Origin of the sequence: Cohnella sp. AR92, assembly GCF_003990975.1 — a bacterium.
Classification (GTDB): Bacteria; Bacillota; Bacilli; order Paenibacillales; family Paenibacillaceae; genus Cohnella.
This window is the reverse complement of sequence record NZ_RZJR01000011.1, coordinates 102,420-122,811: the sequence shown is the minus strand read 5'-3', so window position 1 is coordinate 122,811 and position 20,392 is coordinate 102,420. Positions and strand designations below refer to the sequence as shown.

Below are 20,392 nucleotides of genomic sequence, written 5' to 3'. Positions count from 1 at the left end.
GATTAAAATGAAAGCGCGATCATCCGATGGCGCTGTTCAACGGAGGTTGCCCATGTCCACCTTGTCCACCACCAAGCTCGCGCTCCCCCTGCTGCTCGCCCCCGTGCTTCTCAGCTCTTGCGCGGGGCATGCGTCCCCGTCCGATGCGACCGCTCTGGTCAAGGAGACCGCCCCCGCGTTCTCGAGCTATGACGCTCCCGTAACGCTGCGGATCGGCTTCAAGATCCCGGATGCCCGGCTGACCACGGGAGACACCAACGACAACAACCCGATGTCGCGCTATTTCGAGGAGCTGACGAACATCAAGGTCGTTCATTCGTGGGAAGCCAAGGGCGACGAAGCCTTCGGGCAGAAGGTAAGTCTCGCCATCGCGAGCAGCGACATTCCGGACGCGATGGTCGTGGACCGCTCTCAACTTCGCAAGCTGATCGAGTACGGCATGATTCAGGATCTGACCGACGCTTACGAGGACTACGGCTCCAGCCTCGTCAAGGGAATGTACGACGCGACCGAGGGAGCCGCGCTGGAGGAAGCGCGCTTCGGCGGCAAGCTCTACGGCTTGCCGAACATCGCAATCGAAGCCGACGCGACCTCGCTGCTGTGGGTCCGCCAGGACTGGCTTGACCGGCTGAACCTGAAGCCGCCTCGAACCCTTGACGACATCGCCGCCATCGCGAAGTCGTTCATCGAGAGGGATCCCGACGGCAACGGCAAGAGGGATACGGTCGGCCTTGCCGGCTATAAGTCTCTCGTCTACGGACAGAAGCTGAATGTCAGCGGCTTCGACGCCGTCTTCAGCAGCTTCCATGCCTTCCCCAAGAACTGGGTCCGGGACGCTTCGGGCAACGTCGTGTACGGATCGATCATGCCCGAGAACAAGCTTGCCCTGGAGAAGCTGGCGGAATGGTACAAGCTTGGCTTGATCGATCCGCAGTTCGCCCTGTACAAGGAGGCTCAAGAGCCGATTACCTCCAATCGGACCGGCATTTTCTTCGGTCCTTGGTGGATGCCGTATTGGCCCCTCTCCGAAGCGGTCGCCTCCGATACGAAGGCGGAATGGCGGGCTTACGCGGCCCCTCTGGATGCTGACGGCCAATACGTGACGCATATGGCGCCGGTCACCGACCGCTACTTGGTCGTACGGAAGGGCTATGAACATCCCGAAGCGGCGATCAAGCTGCTGAACGCCTTCACCCGGCTCGAGCGCAGGCAAGATCCCAACGAAGCGGCCGTCAAGCAGATCGACGAGTTCGCGGCGAAGACCGGCGTTCAGCCGAGGCAGTACTATCCGTTCGACCTGCTGCTCGATTATACCGACGCGATCGAGCAGCGGTATCTCGGGGTCAAGGACGCGTTGGACGGCAAACGAACGGTCGCCTCCCTCGATCCCGATACCCGCAAGATTTACGATTATTGGCTGGCCGAGCAAGCCAGCCCGAAGAAGGACATGGACGGCTGGAAAGCCGCCAAGGCTTATGAATACGGAGGAAGCGCGCTGCTGTCCAGGCCGATGGAGAAGGTCAAAAGCGTGTTCTACGGCACGACGAGGACGATGGAGAAGCGCTGGGCGGATCTCGAGAGGCTGGAGAACGAAACGTTCTTGAACATCGTGGTCGGAGACCAGCCGATCGACGCGTTCGACGGCTTCGCGCAGGAATGGAAGCGGCAAGGAGGCGACCAGATCACCCGGGAAGTTCAGGCTGTCGTCGGCAGCCACTAATCGATGACGATGAAAGGAGGTGAAATCGCGAGGAAGCAAGACCCGGCAAGCCGTTAGTCGATTCTATCGGCTATCTATCATCCTCACGGCGCCTTTTTGGGCCCGATAGTCGATATTGTCGACGATCTCCCGCTCATTCGGCGCTCATGAAGGCTCGTTAGTCGATTTTGTCGACGATCTCTCGCTCGTCCGGCGCTTGCGAGGGCTCGATAGTCGATATTGTCGACTATCTCCAACCCTTCTGGCGATTGCGAGGGCTCGTTAGTCGATATTGTCGACGATCTCCCGCCCGTCGGCGCTTGCGAGGGCCCGATAGTCGATATTTTCGACGATCTCCCGCTCATTCGGCGCTCATGAGGGCTCGATAGTCGATATTTTCGACGATCTCCCGCCTGTCCGGCGCTTGCGAGGGCTCGTTAGTCGATATTGTCGACGATCTCCCGCCCGTCGGCGCTTGCGAGGGCCCGTTAGTCCTGTCGAGGACCGGGGACTTGGAGATGATTTAGTCTCGGTTGGGACGATATCTGCGGTGAGCCAGGAGGCTGGAGCAGAGTTAGTCTCGAATGAGACGATCTCGGCGATGGCCCGAGAGTCTGGAGCGGAATTAGTCTCGAATGAGACGATCTCGGCGATAGCCCGAGTGTCTGGTGCGGAGTTAGTCTCGGTTGAGACTATTTCGGCGATGGCCCGAGTGTCTGGTGCGGAGTTAGTCTCGGTTGAGACTATTTCGTCGATTACCGGGAGGCTGGAGCGGAATTAGTCTCGAATGAGACGATCTCGACGGTGGCCCGAGTGGTTGGAGCGGAGTTAGTCTCGAATGAGACTATCTCGGCGGTGGGACGGGGGATTGGAGCAGAATTCGTCTCGAATGAGACTATCTCGGCGAGCAGCCGAGTGTCTGGTGCGGAATTAGTCTCGGTTGAGACTATCTCGGCGGTGGGACGGGGGGGGTGGAGCAGAATTAGTCTCGTTTGAGACTATCTCGACGGTGAGCCGAGAGGCTGGTGCGGAATTAGTCTCGAATGAGACGATCTCGTCGATCAGCCGAGTGTCTGTTGCGGAATTAGTCTCGAATGAGACGATCTCGGCGGCGGGCCGGGAGTCTGGAGCGGAAGTAGTCTAATCGTACGATCGGTTATTTTCCCACTCTGCATTTATCTTAATATCCCGGAGGTCTTAACCGTGATCAACAAACGTTGGAATCGCGCTGTTTCGTTATGCCTTGCGGCGGCTCTCGTTCTGACCGGAGTCCCTCTCTTCGGGGGATCCAAAGCGCAAGCGGCGGGAACCGAAGCTTATAATTGGCGGAATGTCGTCACCGGCGCGGGCGGGGGCTTCGTTCCCGGCATTATCTTCAACGAGACGCAGCCCAACCTGATCTACGCAAGGACGGACATCGGCGGAGCCTACCGCTGGAATCAATCGACGAGCAGCTGGGTGTCGATCTCCGATTCCGTAGGCTGGGTAGATTGGAATAAGAACGGCGTCGACGCGCTGGCGACCGACCCGGTGGACCCGAACCGTGTCTACATGGCAACGGGTACCTATACGAACGATTGGGACACGAACGGCCAAATCATGCGTTCTACCGATCAGGGCAACACCTGGCAGGTAACGCCCCTTCCCTTCAAGGTCGGCGGCAACATGCCGGGACGTTCGATGGGCGAGCGGCTCGTCATCGACCCTAACAAGAACAGCGTCCTCTTCTTCGGAACCCGCAGCGGCAACGGCCTCTGGAAGAGCACCGATTATGGAGTCACCTGGAGCAAAGTGACCAGCTTCCCGAATCCGGGCACGTATATCCAGAACCCCGATCTGGAGTACGGCAACGATCCCGTCGGATTGGCGTGGATCACCTTCGACAAGTCGACGGGCAGCGCGGGCAATGCGACTCAGACAATATACGTCGGCGTCGCCGATACGGGCAACAGCGTGTACAAGAGCACGGACGGCGGAGCGACCTGGGCGGCCGTACCCGGACAGCCGACCGGCTACCTCCCTCACCACGGCGTCCTGGCTTCCACGGGCTATCTCTATATCTCTTACAGCGACGGAGTCGGGCCCTATGACGGCGCCAAAGGCGACGTCTGGAAGCTCAATACGGCGACGGGGGCATGGACGAAGATCAGCCCCGTGCCGAGCTCAAGCACCGACAACTATTACGGCTACGGCGGACTCGCCGTCGACAAGCAGCACCCGAATACGATCATGGTCGCTACACTGAATTCCTGGTGGCCGGACGCGAACATCTTCCGCAGCACCGACGGCGGAACGACCTGGACCGGCATCTGGGAATGGAACGGCTATCCGAGCCGGACGCTGCGTTACGCGCAGGATATCTCCGCCGCGCCGTGGCTGACGTTCGGCAAAGCGGACAATCCGCCGGAGCCGGGCCTGAAGCTGGGCTGGATGATCGGCGACCTGGAGATCGACCCGTTCAATTCGAGCCGGATGATGTACGGCACCGGAGCGACGATCTACGGCACGAACAACCTCGCCGCATGGGACAGCGGAGGAACCGTGAACATCTCCGTCATGGCCAAGGGCATCGAGGAGATGGCCGTGCTCGGCCTCGTCAGCCCTCCTTCGGGCGCTCACCTGCTCAGCGCGATCGGCGACGTCTCGGGCTTCCGGCATGACGATCTGACGACGGCACCGACCGCGTACCAGACGAACCCGAGATGGGCGACCACCTACGGCATCGACTTCGCGGAATCGAATCCGAGCTTCGTCGTCCGCGTCGGGATGGCGGATTACCAGGACACGACGGAATACAATCCGAGGTCCATCGGCATCTCCACCGATGGAGGCACCACCTGGTACAAGGCCAACTCCGAGCCTTCCGGCACGGCCGGAGGCGGGACGGTCGCCGTTGCGGCTGACGGAAGCTCGATCCTCTGGAGCACCTCGGATAAAGGCGTCTATTATTCGAAGACGAACGGCAATTCGTGGACGGCCAGCACGGGCGTACCGGCTCTGGCGAAGATCGCCTCGGACCGCGTGAACAAGAACAAATTCTATGCGTTCTATGAGGGCACGTTCTACATCAGCACGGACGGCGGCGCCACCTTCGCGGCTACCGGCGCTACCGGCTTGCCTACGAATAACGTCGCCGGCCTGCTGCCGAACGAAGCGCAGATCAGCCTCAAGACCGTCCCCGGCATCGAAGGCGACATCTGGTTCGCAGGCGGCAACGAGACCGAAGGGATCTACGGCCTTTGGCACTCGACGAACTCCGGCTCCTCCTTCACCAAGCTGAGCAACGTGCAGGAAGCGGATCTGATCGGCTTGGGCAAGGCCGCTCCCGGCCAAACCTATATGGCTCTCTATACGGTAGCGAAAATCGACGGAGTGCGCGGCGTGTTCCGCTCCGACGACGCCGGCGCAAGCTGGGTTCGCATCAACGACGACCAGCATCAATATGCGCGGATCAATATGGCGATCACGGGGGATCCGAGGGTTTACGGCCGCGTGTATCTGGGAACGAACGGCCGCGGCATTCTGGTCGCCGACCCGGTTAACGCGCCGGTTACCGGCTCCAGCATCAGCCCGACGACGGCAACGTTCGATAAGAACGCGGCCAATCAAGCCGACGTCGGCGTCACGCTCACCTTGAACGGCAATACGCTGTCCTCTATCAAGAACGGCTCGGCGACTCTCGTCTCCGACACGGATTACGCCGTCTCCGGTACGACGGTGACGATAAAGAAGGCGTACCTCGCCGCTCAGCCGGTCGGCACCACGACGCTGACCTTCGCCTTCAGCGCAGGCTCGAACGCTTCGCTTGCCGTGACGGTCGTCAACACCTCCGTCGCGAACTCGACGATCAGCCCGACGACGGCAACGTTCGATAAGAACGCGGCCAATCAAGCCGACGTCAGCGTCGCGCTCACCTTGAACGGCAATACGCTGTCCTCTATCAAGAACGGCTCGGCGACTCTCGTCTCCGGCACGGATTACGCCGTCTCCGGTACGACGGTCACGATCAAGAAGGCGTATCTCGCCGCTCAACCGGTCGGCACCACGACGCTGACCTTCGCCTTCAGCGCAGGCTCGAACGCTTCGCTTGCCGTGACGGTCGTCAACACCTCCGTCGCGAACTCGACGATCAGCCCGACGACGGCAACGTTCGATAAGAACGCGGCCAATCAAGCCGACGTCGGCGTCACGCTCACCTTGAACGGCAACACGCTGTCCTCTATCAAGAACGGCTCGGCGACTCTCGTCTCCGGCACGGATTACGCCGTCTCCGGTACGACGGTGACGATAAAGAAGGCGTACCTCGCCGCTCAGCCGGTCGGCACCACGACGCTGACCTTCGCCTTCAGCGCGGGCTCGAACGCGGCATTGGCCATCTCCATTGCGGATACGACGCCCTCCTCGGGCGGAGCCCTGAAGGTCCAGATGTTTAACGGCACCACGGCAGCGTCCACCCAATCCATCAACCCTCGGATAAGGCTGGTCAATACGGGAACGACAGCCGTCTCGCTAAGCAATGTCAAGATCCGGTACTACTACACGATCGACGGAGACAAAGCCCAGAGCTTCTTCTGCGATTGGGCGACGGCAGGCAGCGCCAATGTGACCGGCGCCTTCACCAAGCTGACGACCGCCAAGACCGGCGCGGACTACTACCTGGAGATCGGCTTCGCGAGCGGTGCCGGTTCTCTTGCGGCAGGAGCCAGCACCGATCTGCAGATTCGCTTCTCCAAGACGGACTGGACCAACTATTCGCAATCGGACGACTACTCCTACGACTCTGCCGATACGGCCTATGTCGATTGGACCAAGGCCCCGGCCTACCTGTCCGGATCGCTTGCATGGGGAGTCGAGCCGTAAGCAAGCTTTAACATCCGCGATAAACCGATCAGGGGCGCTCGGAGCCGGCTTGGCTCCGAGCGCCCCTGATCTCTACTCCGCGTTGCGCGGCCGATGGTCCGCTTCCAGCTCCTCGATCCGTTCCTTGCTCGTATCCAGCGTATCGCCCTTGCCGAATACGACAAGCCCTTCCCCGTTCGACAGCCGAAGCTCCAGCTCGTTCGTCTCCGGAATATATCGAATGCCGAGAATAAACGTCATTTTCGGATCGGTTGCATTGACCGTTAATCCCCCGTACACGAGCGTCTTGCCCTCGCTTAACGGATCCGAATGCATGACCGAGACCTGGTCGATCTTGAACGGAACGGTGGAGCCTTGTCCGTTCTTCAGCTCGCCGGTCCCTTGCGCCAGCAGAAAATCCCCTCGCTTGTCCAAGCTCAGGTTCAAGCTTACGCTTGCCTCCTTGCCTCCGGACGCCACATAGATCGGGCTATCCTTCGCAAGCGGATCCGGCTTCGTCCCCTCCGGAGTCTGCTCGAAGCTTTCCGCTTGCAGCTCGTAATGCTCGCCTTGCTCCTCTTGCGACGAATTGCCCGCCGCGGACGCGGAGGCTGCCGTTGCGGCAGGGGAGCCCGCCGCTTCCGAACCGCCTTCGCTCTTATTCTCCGAGCATGCGGATAAAGAAACCGCCAGCAGCACGATGGCCGCCGCTTCAAGGGGGTACCTCTTCCATGTCTTCTTAGCGCGATGACCGCCCATTTCCCGAACCTCTTTTCCAAGACAATCGATGTTGCCTTCCCGTATGATGTCGAAGCGAACCGAGTTATATTTTACCACTAGGATGGAGAACAAATCCCCCGGTTATAACAATAACGACCCGATCCCGTACGGGGATCGAGCCGTCATTCCCTTCAGGATACCGCCTTGCCGCAGTCTCCCTCTTGCCCGTTGTCCTTCTTCGCCTTCTCCTTCGCGTTGCACTCCCGGCAGATGCCATGGAAGTCGAGGCGGTGATCCGTAACCCGGAAGCCCAGCTCCTTCTCGATCCGATTCTCCATCGGAAGCAGCCAGTCTTCCTTGATCTCTTCCACCGTCCCGCAGCGAGTGCAGATCAAATGATGGTGCATGTGCGGCTGATCGTCGCTGCGCAGGTCGAACCTCGCCCCGCCGTCGCCGAAGTTCACCTTCTCGACGACATGAAGCTCGGCAAGCAGCTCGAGCGAGCGGTAAACGGTAGCAAGCCCGATGTTCGGATAATTCGGCTTGATCAGCATGTATACGTCTTCCGCTGTCAGATGGTCCTTCTCGTTCTCCAACAGAACCCGGACCGTCGCTTCGCGTTGCGGCGTTAATTTGTAGCCTTTATCTATCATCTGCCGGTTGATCTTCTCAATCTGTTCCGTTATCGTCATGGGTCCACCTCTCTGACCGCAGTTACGGAGCTATCGTCCCGGTAAAGCGATTCGCTTGTTTAGAATAATTCTAATCTAATTGTACCCGAAAACCCCAATCTACGCAAACCTTTTGTCATTCGACATTCCGTTTGTTAAAGTTAGAATATCGAGTGATTGGAGATGAACAGATTCCGATGAGCCAGACCGTTCCCTACAAGAACATTCTAATTATGACCGCCGTCTCCATGGAGCGCGATGCGGTGCAGCGAGGCCTTGAGCTCGCGAACGCGGAAGGATTCACCGTTCGGGTGGCCGGTGTCGGCCCGGCTGCCGCCGCCGCCAGCACGGCGTTCGAATTGGCCAACCATCCATACGACCTCGTGATCAGCGCCGGAATCGGCGGCGGCTATCCGAACCATGCCGAGATCGGCTCCATCGTCGTCTCGAGCAAGATCGTGGCCGCCGACCTCGGAGCGGAGACGCCGGACGGCTTCGCCAGCGTGGACGAGCTCGGGTTCGGGTCCGCCACGATAGACTCGGATCCGGAGCTTGCCGTACGGTTGGCGGACGAGCTGCGGAGAGCCGGGATCGTCGCCGTTCAGGCGCCGGCTCTGACCCTGTCTACGGTGACGGGATCGGCCGCAACCGCCGAGAGATTAGCCGCTCTGTACCCTGGAGCAGCATCCGAGGGAATGGAAGGCTTCGGCGTTGCCGCCGCCGCCCGGCATCTCGGCATTCCGGCGCTCGAGCTGCGAGCGGTCTCGAACCCCGTCGGGCCGCGCGACCGCTCGGCGTGGCGTATCCCGGAAGCCCTTCAGTCGCTGGAGAAAGCTTCTACCATTCTTTCGGAGGTACTGAGATGAATATAGCCTTTTCCCCTTGTCCGAACGACACTTTCGTATTCCATGCCTGGGTTCATGGCCTGATTCCGGGCGCTCCCGAGCTGAACGTGACTTACGCCGACATCGATCTGACGAACCATTGGGCTGCCGATGTCGCCGGTCCCGAAGTCATGAAGATCTCATACGCCGCCTTGCCCTGGGTTCTTAACGATTATGCCCTCATTCCTTGCGGCGGGGCTCTTGGCCGAGGCTGCGGTCCGCTCGTTCTGACCAAGTCCGAGCAGGTCGATCCCGCTTCCCTGTCCGGCAAGCGGATCGCCGTGCCGAGCGAGCGTTCGACCGCCTATCTGCTGTTCCGCCTCTGGGTGGCTCAGAAGATTCCGGGCGGCGTCGGCGAGATCGTCGTGATGCCGTTCCATGAGATCATGCCCGCCGTGCGCGACGGACGTATCGACGCGGGGCTCGTCATTCATGAAGCCCGCTTCACGTATCCGAATTATGGCCTGAACCTGGTCGCCGACATGGGCAGCTGGTGGGAAGAAGATACGGGCCTGCCGATTCCTCTCGGCGCCATTATCGCCCGCCGGCACCTGGACCTCAAAGCGATCGAGAACTGGACGCGCGCGTCCGTGCAGTATGCTTGGGCGCATCCGGAACAATCGCAGGCTTACGTGGCCGGCCACGCGCAAGAGATGGCTCCGGAAGTGACGAAGCAGCATATCGAGCTGTACGTGAACGAGTTCACGGAGAACCTCGGCCAGGACGGATACGCCGCGGTTGAAGCGTTGCTCGGGCGGGCTGCCGAAGAGGGGCTTGTCCCGGCCTTTGATTTGTCTTTGCTGCGCTGACTGCGCTGACCAGGAAAGAGACTTGCAGGAGAACTGCAGGTCTCTTTTTATTGACTTGATTCCGGAAAGCAGAGTTTGGACAGTAATTATTACGATTATTAACCGTGGAATAGCAGGCTGTTCAGCCCTCACCTATTCCGTTTGCGCCCCCGAGCCGGCGTCCATTTCTTTCTGGCATTCCTCGCAAATTCCGTAGATCTCAAAGCGATGGCTCATGATTCTATAGTTCCCCGGAAGGTTAAGCGTATCCTGCATCGGGCAAAAATCGAACGTCAGCGTCTTCTCGCAGTTCGTGCAGATCAGATGGTGATGATGATGATCGAGGCATGAGGATTTGAACTTGAGTCCGCCTTCCATGAAGTAGAACTGCTCCAGCACGCCCATCTCGCTTAACATCCGGAGGTTGCGGTAGACCGTATCGAAGCTGACGCTCGGATACTTCTCCGTAAGCTGGTCGTACACATCCTTCGGAGACAAATATTGTTCGGTAGACGAGAAAATCGTCGCGAGGGTCCGGCGTTGATCGGTGATTCTCCAGCCGTTGCGCGACATCACGCCAAGCATATCCTGCGCCTTCATTAGGTGATGTTCAGACATCTTGATCTCCTCCCTACCGGGATGGGACTTTATCCGGCATGACGCCGGCAAGCCCAGCCGATAATCTTCGATTCCTTAATAATAGCAGTTCTCCCGACGAGCCGACAAGCCGACGGCCCGGCGATCCGGCGAGAGAGAAGATACCTGCTATAAAGCGGTTCTACACGGCTTCGCTCCCGGCCGCATCGTTCCCGGCCTGGACGGAACGGACAGCCGAGGGCTTACGGTGGACAAGCCAGATCAACAAAGTAAGAACGATAGCGCTGCCGCCCGTCAGGCACACTCCGGTCCAGCCCCACTCCTTCCAAGCAAAGCTGCCAAGCGAAGACCCGATCGCCCCGCCGAGGAACGTCGTTACCATCTGAACGGTATTCAGCCGGCTTCTCGCGGTCGGCTCCAATGCGTAAATCCGGGTCTGGTTCGATACCTGCGTCCCTTGAACGCCTAGGTCCATTAAGATAATCCCGACGAAAAGAACCCATAGAGAAGTTCCCATCAACCCGAAGCCGAGGTAGGAGAGCAGGGACAGGACGGTCAAGCCGCCGATCATCCGCTTCGGAGAGACTCGGTCGACCATCCGGCCGATGAGCGGCGCTCCCGCCGCTCCGGCTACGCCGATCAAGCCGAATAATCCCGCGATCTGGCTGCTGTAATGGTAAGGCTCTCCTTCCAGATAGAAGGATAAAGTCGTCCAGAACGCGCTGAAGCCAATGAAGTTCGCCGCTCCGATAAGAGCGGATTCCCTCAGGGTGGAATACTTGCGAACCAGCGTTCCCAGCGATCTCAGCAATTGGCCATAGCGAAGCTGCGATACCGGCCGGCTCTTCGGCAGCAGCGACCTCAGCAGGATAAGAAGGGCAAGCATCGCGGCCGCCGCTATCCAGAACATGATGCGCCACCCCCAGGTGCCGCCGATCAGCCCGGATACCGTTCGAGCCGACAGGATGCCGAGCAGAAGGCCGCTCGATACCGTTCCTATCGCTTTGCCTCTCTCCTCCGGCGATGCGAGCTCGGCCGACAGCGGGATCATGATCTGCGGCACGATCGTCGTCATCCCGACGGCGAAGCTTGCCGCGTAAATCCAGGCCAAGCTCTGGGCGGTCGCTACGCCGATAAGAGACAACGAAACGAGCGCAAGCAGCGTCGTGATGAGCATGCGACGCTCCTTGATGTCCCCGAGAGGGACAAATAGAAGCATCCCCAGGGCATAGCCGATCTGGGTGCAGGTCGAGATCAGCCCCGCCGCATCCGGACTAACGCCGAAGGAACGGGAGATATCCGCGAGCAGGGGCTGGCTGTAATAGAGATTGGCGACGGTCATTCCGGCCGAGAAGGCCATCGTCAGTAGAAGTTTCTTGGACAAGCGGGGGCTTGCAGGGGCATCCGAAAACGTCATGAAGCCAATTCCTTTCCTTGAGTCGAACAGTTGATTTTCAATTGATTTTCCCATTATAGCACCCGACGGATTCCTGTGTATCTTATCGGTAAGATTTTGTCGGAATGACGAAACGATAACCGCATAAAAAAAACGCCCCCCTCTCGTCCCTAACGGACGAAGCGGGGGATCGTTTATTCCGCCGATTCAACCGGCAGCCTCTCGTATTCCTTGGCGAACGATTCGCGAATCAGCAACTCGCCGTGAAGCAGAGTCTTCTCGTAAGGGCGATTCCGATCGTCCAGCCGGGCGAACAGCATCTCGACCGCTCGCCTTCCCAGGATCGCGTTCGGGACATGCACCGTGCTCAGCTTAGGCAGATCCTCGGCCAATTCTTCGTCGGTGTGGTCGAAGCCCGTAACCGCCACTTCTTCAGGCACCTTAACGCCGTTGGCAACGAGAGATTTGAGCACCAGGTAAGCGAAGAAGTCGTTCGCGCAGACAAAGGCGGAAGGCAGCTTCCGCTGGGCGACAAGCTGCGGGATCTCCCGGTCGACGATCCGATAGGCCTCGTCCTCCATCTCCAGCAACGGGTCTTCTCCCAGCAGGGGAGCTCTCTCCCCCGCTTCCTCCATCGCCATCCGGAAGCCGAGCCAACGATCGTGGAAGCTGCGGGAATAGCTAGGGCTTCCGGCGAACCGGAGATCCCGTCTGCCCGACTGAAGGACGAGGGACGTCAGCTGCTTCATAATGTCGTAATTGTTCATGAACACCGTGTCGGACGGAATCATGGCGTCCTCATGATCGACAAGCACGAACGGGATTCCGGAATAGCGAATCTCAAGAAGCAGCTGCGTCGCGATATATCCGATTCCGATAAGGCCGAGAACGCCTTCCGGATTGATGCTCTTAAGCGTGCGCTCCGAGAAGCTCTCGGTTACCATCAAGACGCCGACCTCACGCTCGGCCAGCGCGGCGACGACGCCGTCGATAATTTTGCCCCAGAACAACGATTCCCGGCTCTGGAACCGGACATTCGGCATCAGAATGATAACGGTGCTCTTCGCCACGGAAGCCTTCCCGCGCGGTTCGGCTCCGCCGTTCTTCTCTTTCTTGGCAGCCTTGGTCTTCCAGGAGTACCCCAGTTCATTCGCCGCTTGAACGATCCGCATCCTAGTCTCTTCGGCGACTCCAGGCTTGCCGGACAACGCTTGCGATACGGCAAACTTGGATACGCCGACTTGGTCGGCGATTTGCTGCATGGTCACTTTCTTCAATCGAGGTTCACCCCGTTTGATCAACTTCTACCATTGTAGCAAAAAAAATAGGTTTGAATAGCCGTTTGCGATCAAAAATAGGGTTAATGGTAGGCGAATGAGACTAGAATGTCGAACTCACCTCGGTCTCGCGTACCATTCCTTCAGCACCCGTTCCGCCTGCTTGCCGTAAATGTCGAAGCCGGTATTCGTCCTTGCTTCCTCCGGCGGATAGAGCTCGACGCTCCAATCCCACCAGAAGAATCCCGCGAACCAGGGCTCCTCCCAGAACGTTCGGATGACGGAGCCGTAGAAGTTCGCCTGCTCCTCTTCGCTGGCCGGCAGCTCCGTGTGCGTGAAATCCCACGGCATCGTCGCGCATCCCAGAGCGCTGCGGCAGCCGATCTCCATGAAAGCGATCGGCTTGCCGAATTTGGCATGCAGCCGCTTCAACTTGTCCCTTACCGGAAGCCAGTTCCGGATCATCGCTTCCTCGCTGTCGCCGGGCCTGTTCGCGATCGGATAATAAGCGCTGGTCCCGATAAGATCGACCTGGTCGAACCAAGCGATTCCCTCTTCCGAGCCGTGATTCGCATTATAGGTAATCGGACCGCCATAAAGCTGACGTACTCGCCCGATCAGAGCGGTCCAATGGCTGGTCTTCTTCTCCGTTGCGACCATCTCGCAGCCGATGCAGAACATCTCGCAGCCTAATTCCTCCGCCAGTTCGGCATAGTGGCACAGGAAATTCTCATAGGAACGGAACCATGCATCCCAATACGGCTGCGCCCCCTCCTCCTCCGGAAACCCGATGTGGGCTCGCCAGATGCCGTCCGCCGAATTGACGACCGGCTTCAAGCACACCTTCAATCCCAGGGCATGCGCTTGCCTGACGGCATATTCGATATCCCGGTCCGTCATCGTCGTTCCATAGTCGAAGGGGATCACGGTAGAATGAATGCTAGGTTGAAGCGTGTAGAAAGCAAGAGCGATCCACTCGCTTCCGGTGTCCTTCAGCTTCCGGAGCGATTCCACGGCATAAGGCTGCCGATAAGAGCCGCGCTTGCTGTTCCAGCCGTAAGTCATGCCTTTGATAAACAAATCGGTTACTCCCTCTCCTGACTTATTCGACGAGATGGCAAGCGGCATAATGCCCTTCCGAGACTTGGCGGCGCTCCGGCTTGACGGTTTTGCAGGCGTCCGTCGCGAAGGAGCAACGCGGATGGAAGGCGCAGCCGCTCGGCGGGTTAAGCGGCGACGGGATCTCTCCCTGGATGGACAACATCTTCTGTCTTTGCTCCGGACTGTTCGGGATCTTCAGAATCGAATTGAGCAGCACCTGCGTATACGGATGGCTGGGCTTCCGGAACAGCTCGTCGGCGGGAGCCTGCTCAACGACTTCTCCCAGATACAGCACGGCAATCTCGTCGCTCAGGTATTCGACGACCGCAAGGTTGTGCGAGATGAAGATGTACGTCAGGTTGAACTCTTTCTGCAGGTCGCGCAGCAGTTGAATGACTTGAACCTGTATCGATACGTCCAGAGCGGATACCGGTTCATCGCAGATGAGCAGCTTCGGATTCAGCGACAACGCCCTGGCGATGCCGACGCGCTGCAATTGCCCGCCCGACAACTCGTGAGGGTAAGCGTACTTGACCTCTTCCGGCAGGCCGACCTTCTCCAGCAATTCGCTCACCCGTTGCTGCCGGCTTGCCTTGGTTCCGATCTGATGGATCGCCATCGCATCCTCGATGGCTTCTCCCACCGTCATTCTCGGGTTCAAGCTGGCGCTTGGATCCTGGAAAATAATCTGCATGTCCCTGCGCAGAGCGCGCAGGTCCTTCTTCTTGAACTTGGTAATATCCGTCCCGTCGAAGACGACTCTTCCCTTGTCGGAATCCAGAAGCCTCAACACCAGCCGTCCCAGGGTCGACTTGCCCGAGCCGCTCTCGCCGACCAGCCCCAGCGTTTTCCCCGCTTCCAGGGCGAACGATACATTCTCGACGGCATGCAGCTTCTTGCCCCGCACGCGAAACGTCTTGGAAACATTCTCTACTTGAAGCAACGAATTAGACGGCATGGCGGGCGACCTCCTCGGCATGATGGCAGGCGATATGATGATCTTCTCCGTAAATGCGAAGCGCCGGCGTCTCTTGGAAGCAGCGTTCGGTGGCGAACGAGCAGCGAGCGGCGAACGGACAGCCGACCGGCTCCTCCGTTAATGCCTTCGAAGCTCCCGGGATCGGCAGGATCTCCTTGCCCCTGTGGCCGACCTCGATAATCGAGCGCTTGAGTCCGATCGAATAAGGATGTGCCGTCCGGCGGATGAATTGATCGGTTCGGGCCATCTCCATGATCTGCCCGCCGTACATGACGATGATCTTGTCGCAGAAGTTCGTGGCGACCCCGAAGTCGTGCGTGACCATGACGACGCTCATTCCGCGTTTGCGGCGCAGATCCTGCAGCAGGGCAAGAATCTGCATCTGTACCGTGACATCCAGCGCCGTCGTCGGCTCGTCGGCGATCAGAAGCTGCGGCTCGCAGGCCAGCGCGATGGCGATCATGATGCGTTGGCGCATGCCCCCGGAGAATTCATGCGGGTAATTCTTGAACCGGGACTTCGGATCGGGGATTCCGATCTCGTGCATGAGCTGAAGCGTACGCTCGAACGCTTCCTTGCGGCTTGCGTAGCGATGCGTCAGCATGGCCTCCATGATCTGGTCGCCGATGCGCATGATCGGGTTAAGGCTGGTCATGGGATCTTGGAAAATAACGCCGATGTCGCGGCCGCGAATGTCCTCCAGCTGCCTCGGCTTCAGCTTCAGCAGATCTTTTCCTTGAAAATGGGCTGTCCCCGAAGAGATCTTGCCGTTCTCGCGGAGCAATCCGATCGAGGACATCAGCGTGACGGACTTGCCGGACCCGCTCTCCCCGACGATGCCCAGCGCTTCGTTCTCGTAGACGTCGAAGCTGATGCCGTTAACGGCGTAGACCTCGTCTTCGCTTCTGGCGAATCTCACATGGAGGTTATCGATGGAAAGCAACGGCTGGCTCATGTTAGTTGCCTCCCTTCGGGCTGAATGCTTCTTGGAGTCCGTCCGCTACGAATAAGAAAGCAAGCAAAGTGATCGCGAAGATTCCCGCCGGGAAATAAAGCAGCCACGGGAACCCGAGGATATTGTCGCCGGCCGCGGCCAGCATGTTGCCGAACGAAGGAATCGGCGGCTGAAGGCCCATGCCGAAGATGCTGAGGCCCGCGATCTGCGCAAGGTCGCCGGGAATGCCGAAAGCAAGGGACACCGCCATGCTGCCGACGACGTTAGGCAGCATATAGCGCCTGGCGATATGCGCTTGCGAGGCGCCGAGCGCCGTGGCCGCTTCGACCATCTCGCCGTTGCGCATGCCAAGGACCAAGCTTCGGATCAATCTCGCATAGCCCGCCCAGCCCGGAATTCCGATAGCCAGGATTAACGACCAATAGCCGCGACCTAAGAGAACGACCAGGATCAAGGCGAACAGGAAGCCCGGGAGCGTCATCATGAAGTCGACGCCGCGCATGATGATCACGTCCGCGAGACCGCCTCGCAAGCCTGCCCACAATCCCAGAATGACCCCGATAACGAAGCTGACCAGCGTCGCTCCCAGGGCGATAATCAGAGCGCTTCGAACGCTGTACAGGATCTGGCTGAACATATCGTGGCCCACGTTGTCGGTGCCGAAGATGTGCTGCCAAGACGGGCCTTGGTTAATCGCGAGGAAGTCGCCGACCCGATAATCGTATGGGGCCACCCACGGGCCGATGATGCCCGCCAGGAAGAACAAGACCACCCAGACAAGGCCGACGACGGCAAGTCGATTTCTCTTGAAGCGCTTCCAGCCTTGATACCAAGAGGACCGGTGCCTGTTCTTTATTTTCTGATTTAATGCGTCCGATCGAGCTGCCGCTACTGTTCCAGCCAATAGCTCCCCCTCCTATGTTTGCGAAAGTGCGGGTTGTTATAATTTCACGCGAGGATCGATAAAGGCATATATGATGTCAACCAATAAATTCATGATCATGATCATGGAACCGAGCAGGAAGACGGAAGTAATGGCCAGCGGGTAATCGAAGCTGGTGAAGGCCGTCTGCATGACCTTGCCGAGTCCCGGTATTCCGAAGATTTGCTCCACCCAGATCGTCCCCATTACCGTAAAGGCGAATTGGGGGCCGATGACGGTAATCATCGCCGTCAGCGAGTTCTTCACGCCGTGGTTCATGACCATCGGCCAATATTTGACGCCTTTTGCTTTGGCTGTCCGAATGTAATCGAGCCGGAGCGTTTCGATCAAGCTTCCGCGCATATAGCGGGCTACCACGCCGATATTGGCGGCGGACAAGCAGATGACCGGCAGAATGGCATCCTTCCAGGCTCCCCAGCCGGCAATGGGCAGGATGCCCGGGAACACGACGCCGAACAGAAGAACCATAATAACGGCAAGCACGAAGGCCGGAATCGCTTGGCCAGCTAAGGACACGGTACCTACGACATAGTCGATCCAAGTGTTTCTTTTCAAAGCGGCAACGATGCCGAGGGGAACCCCTACGATAACCGACAAAACAACCGAACCGACAGCCAGGTCGACGCTGACCGGCAGCGTTTGCTTCAACTGCGACATGATGGACAGCGACGGATTCTGCATCGAATTGCCGAAATCGAACGACAATTCGTGCCACACGTACTTGGCGATTTGCTGCCACAGCGGCAGATTAAGCCCGTAGCGGCTGTTGAATTGATCCATGACTTGCTGATAAAGGATAGGGTTCTGGCTCTGGAGAGGCGCCAGCACCGAAGCCATCACGGTCGTATGCATGAAGCCGCCCGGCGAATAGTACATCAGCATGTAACTGACCGTCATGACCAGGATCAAGGTGATGATGATTTGAATGAGGCGCTTTGCGATAAACTTGACGACAGCCATGATCCATCCTCCTAAGCCAATCATAGGGGGGCACCTGGATCGGTGCCCCTCGATGATCGATTTATTGATTTCCGAATGATTACCGCTTACTCGACATTCAGGTATTGGAACTCATAGAAGTTGCCCCATGCCCAAGGGTTGGACATGACTCCCGTTACGTTCGGCTTCACCAGGAAATATTGCTTCTGATAGAAGAGAGGAATGGCATAGGCATCGTCCAGGAGGCTGTTGACGACCTTGGCGGCGTACGGAGCCGCATCTTCGACCGTCAGGGCATTGACGAACTGATCCTTCCACATTCTCAGATCCCGAAGATTATCCGAGGTGTACTCGTTGTAGTACACTTTAACGTCCAACGCATTCTGATTCACCTTGCCGCCAGGCGCGTTCGGCGCGATGAACGTGAACGCGTTAACGAACGCAGTGTGCTTCTCTTCGTTGCTCTTCGCGTTCTTCCAGGAGTCGACGATCTCCTGCCATTGCTCGGCGGTTGTCTTGCTCCCCGGAGGATTCAGATAGATCTGCCATTCTTGCGGCTGCTTGGCATTCCATGCTTCCAGCTTGGCGATGTCGTCCTTGGCCGCTTGCTCGAGCGCGGCCCAATCGCTCCATTCCACGCCGGCTTTCGAATTGTCCGGGTTGCCGTATTTATCGATGGCAGGCTTGTAATAAGTTTCTTTGCCCCAGTCGATGAACTTCTGCGTCGCTTCCAATGGGGCGTCAAGCGTTCCCATCGAATAAAGCTGTTGGGTTGCGCCCATATCGAGGCTTCCGGGCTCGCTCCAGTTCGTCGCTCCGGATGCCAGGATAAAGCCCGGCGCCGAACCCGCTTGCGGACCTGCGTACTGGTAGTTGTTCCACTCCGTCTCGCTGAGCTGCTTGATCTCCGTTTGAATGCCCAGGTTCTGCTGCAGTTCCTGTCCAAGAGCCAATGCGATGGATTCGCCTTGAGGATCCTTATCCTTAATGCCGATATACAGCATTAATTTAGGCAGGCCCTTGCCGTTCTCGTAGCCGGCATCCTTGAGCATCTTCTTGGCTTCCTCTACGTTCTCGTCGATCCCTTTCTCCAGCTTCTCCGTCGGCCATCCGGTGGATGCGAAGATGTTGGTGGCGCCGCCCATGCCGTTCAGAACCGAATCGACGATCGGCGAGCGCTGGATCGCTTTGGCGATCGCTTGGCGCACTTCCTTCTTGTCGTACGGGGATTCCGACGGCGGATTGCTCCATTCCAGATAACGAATCGAATAGTTCGGCGCCGTGTACAGCTGAGATTTAAGATCATGCGTCTTCACGTATTGCAGGTCGGACGTGCTCTGAACGAGAGAGACATCCGTCTTGCCTGCCATATACACTTCAACCGGCACGCTCGACTCCGGAAGGATATGGATGGTTTCGACATTGCCGTGGTTCAGTTGTCCCGCCGCGCCTACGTAATTAGGGTTCGCCACCATGACGAGCTCTCCGTTCGGCGTGAACGACTTCACCGTGTACGGGCCGTTGCTTACGAAGTTCTGAGGCTCGAACCAATCCGTCGGATGCGCTTCAAGGTTCTTGGAGTTGATCGGCATCGCGCCGGCCAGAACCAGACTGCCAAGAATGGCGTGCGGCAGGGAAGTCGTAATCTCAAACGTATAATCGTCGACGACCTTCAAGCCGACCTCTTCCTTGGCCACCGAGCCCGCGTGGTAGGCGTACGAGTTCTTCACGTAGTTAAGAACGCTAAGCCAGAGCTGCGCGGTCGTATTCTTCGGATCCAACTGGTACATATAAGCGTTATAGAAATCATGGGCCGTGACCGGGTCGCCGTTCGACCACTTCGCGTCCTTCCTCAGGGAGAAGGTCCACGTCAGTTGGTCTTCGGATACCTTATAACCCGTTGCGATCTTCGGAACGATCTGATGGTCTTGGTTATAGCCGTAAAGCCCTTCCAGCAGCGTTCCTTGCTGAACAAGAATCTGGCCTTGCCACTGCGTCGGATCCAGCGTCGGGATCTTCGGGTTAATGACCGTTACCGAGCTTCCGGCCTTGATGGTCGGATCGGAAGCGTTTGCATTTTTGACCGCCGTTTGAGCGCCGTTGCTGTCGCCGCCGGATTTGGTGCCGGACTTGTCGCTTCCGCCGTTCGAAGCGGACGCCGTACTGGCGCTGCCGCTGTCGGGCGCCGAATTGCCGGAATTGTTGTTGTTTGAACAAGCGGCCGTAGAGAGCAGAGCCGCCGATAGGACGAGAGCCGAAATCGCATTCTTCTTATTCATTCTTGGGAAATCCTCCTCAATCTTCGTTTGATTTTTTTGAAGATTCCGAATAATGATAAACCTACTGCCCAACTCTCATTTCCATCCCCCTAACAAAACAAAACACTTGTAGTTTGTCGCCAAACAAAACCTAATTCTAATGCCCTAACACTTATTAATGTTATCGCTTACATTCTAATTTTTGGTTTTATCTTTGTCAATAGCAAAAATAATGGCCCGTTATTTAAATTTATCGTATAAATATCAACCTAACTCAATAATGTTATTAAAAAATATTATCATTTTAGGTAACAACCAAATTTCATTTGATTGCCTATTATTTAAA

The 20,392-nt window shown here is 57.9% G+C and carries 15 protein-coding genes; 4 read left to right on the top strand and 11 right to left on the bottom strand.

Going from position 1 to position 20,392, the window contains the following annotated elements:
- The first annotated feature begins 52 nt into the window (after window positions 1–52).
- Together ELR57_RS19165 and ELR57_RS19160 are read left to right on the top strand one after the other, a co-directional pair.
- Window positions 53–1,720, top strand: a complete 1,668-nt coding sequence (locus tag ELR57_RS19165; RefSeq protein WP_158630075.1) for an extracellular solute-binding protein — start codon at window positions 53–55, stop codon at window positions 1,718–1,720.
- A gap of 1,185 nt (window positions 1,721–2,905) precedes the next feature.
- Entirely contained in the window at window positions 2,906–6,559 is a 3,654-nt protein-coding gene (locus tag ELR57_RS19160) for a X2-like carbohydrate binding domain-containing protein (RefSeq protein ID WP_483296224.1), read from the top strand.
- Window positions 6,560–6,631: 72 nt separating this feature from the next.
- Here ELR57_RS19160 and ELR57_RS19155 read toward each other — a convergent pair whose 3' ends face one another.
- Complete coding sequence (locus ELR57_RS19155) at window positions 6,632–7,297, bottom strand: hypothetical protein (RefSeq protein ID WP_126960693.1); 666 nt, start codon at window positions 7,295–7,297, stop codon at window positions 6,632–6,634.
- A 152-nt stretch (window positions 7,298–7,449) separates the two neighbouring features.
- Complete coding sequence (gene fur, locus ELR57_RS19150; RefSeq protein ID WP_126960821.1) at window positions 7,450–7,944, bottom strand: ferric iron uptake transcriptional regulator; 495 nt, start codon at window positions 7,942–7,944, stop codon at window positions 7,450–7,452.
- A gap of 182 nt (window positions 7,945–8,126) precedes the next feature.
- On the opposite strand from fur, the gene ELR57_RS19145 reads away from it, so the two are divergent.
- Both ELR57_RS19145 and ELR57_RS19140 read left to right on the top strand, forming a co-directional pair.
- Window positions 8,127–8,795 (top strand): futalosine hydrolase, encoded by a 669-nt coding sequence (locus ELR57_RS19145; protein ID WP_126960692.1) that lies wholly within the window; start codon window positions 8,127–8,129, stop codon window positions 8,793–8,795.
- The gene (locus ELR57_RS19140) at window positions 8,792–9,622 is read left to right on the top strand and encodes a 1,4-dihydroxy-6-naphtoate synthase (RefSeq protein ID WP_126960691.1); all 831 of its coding nucleotides are present in this window, start codon (window positions 8,792–8,794) and stop codon (window positions 9,620–9,622) included. The genes ELR57_RS19145 and ELR57_RS19140 overlap by 4 nt, the downstream gene beginning before the upstream one ends.
- Before the next feature lie 132 nt (window positions 9,623–9,754).
- Here the strand turns inward: ELR57_RS19140 and ELR57_RS19135 are convergent, their stop codons facing one another.
- The 9 genes from ELR57_RS19135 to ELR57_RS19095 all read right to left on the bottom strand — a co-directional run bounded on the left by ELR57_RS19135 (window position 9,755) and on the right by ELR57_RS19095 (window position 20,067).
- Window positions 9,755–10,219 carry a Fur family transcriptional regulator gene (locus ELR57_RS19135; RefSeq protein WP_126960690.1) on the bottom strand — a complete coding sequence of 155 codons (465 nt, stop codon included), beginning with the start codon at window positions 10,217–10,219 and terminating at the stop codon, window positions 9,755–9,757.
- Window positions 10,220–10,379: 160 nt separating this feature from the next.
- Window positions 10,380–11,615: an MFS transporter gene (locus tag ELR57_RS19130; RefSeq protein WP_126960689.1), complete on the bottom strand. Its 1,236-nt coding sequence runs from the start codon at window positions 11,613–11,615 to the stop codon at window positions 10,380–10,382.
- A 173-nt stretch (window positions 11,616–11,788) separates the two neighbouring features.
- Window positions 11,789–12,862 carry a LacI family DNA-binding transcriptional regulator gene (locus ELR57_RS19125; RefSeq protein ID WP_238162617.1) on the bottom strand — a complete coding sequence of 358 codons (1,074 nt, stop codon included), beginning with the start codon at window positions 12,860–12,862 and terminating at the stop codon, window positions 11,789–11,791.
- Window positions 12,863–12,988: 126 nt separating this feature from the next.
- Window positions 12,989–13,951 (bottom strand): glycoside hydrolase family 113, encoded by a 963-nt coding sequence (locus ELR57_RS19120; protein ID WP_483296223.1) that lies wholly within the window; start codon window positions 13,949–13,951, stop codon window positions 12,989–12,991.
- Between the two features lie 22 nt (window positions 13,952–13,973).
- Complete coding sequence (locus ELR57_RS19115) at window positions 13,974–14,930, bottom strand: ABC transporter ATP-binding protein (protein ID WP_126960688.1); 957 nt, start codon at window positions 14,928–14,930, stop codon at window positions 13,974–13,976.
- Window positions 14,920–15,906 (bottom strand): ABC transporter ATP-binding protein, encoded by a 987-nt coding sequence (locus ELR57_RS19110; protein ID WP_126960687.1) that lies wholly within the window; start codon window positions 15,904–15,906, stop codon window positions 14,920–14,922. Before ELR57_RS19110 ends, ELR57_RS19115 begins: the two co-directional genes overlap by 11 nt.
- A gap of 1 nt (window position 15,907) precedes the next feature.
- Window positions 15,908–16,810 carry an ABC transporter permease gene (locus tag ELR57_RS19105; protein WP_238162604.1) on the bottom strand — a complete coding sequence of 301 codons (903 nt, stop codon included), beginning with the start codon at window positions 16,808–16,810 and terminating at the stop codon, window positions 15,908–15,910.
- A gap of 36 nt (window positions 16,811–16,846) precedes the next feature.
- The gene (locus ELR57_RS19100) at window positions 16,847–17,809 is read right to left on the bottom strand and encodes an ABC transporter permease (RefSeq protein ID WP_126960686.1); all 963 of its coding nucleotides are present in this window, start codon (window positions 17,807–17,809) and stop codon (window positions 16,847–16,849) included.
- Window positions 17,810–17,895: 86 nt separating this feature from the next.
- A complete protein-coding gene (locus tag ELR57_RS19095; protein WP_126960685.1) occupies window positions 17,896–20,067 on the bottom strand; it encodes a peptide ABC transporter substrate-binding protein in 2,172 nt (723 codons plus the stop codon).
- Between the last annotated feature and the right edge of the window lie 325 nt (window positions 20,068–20,392).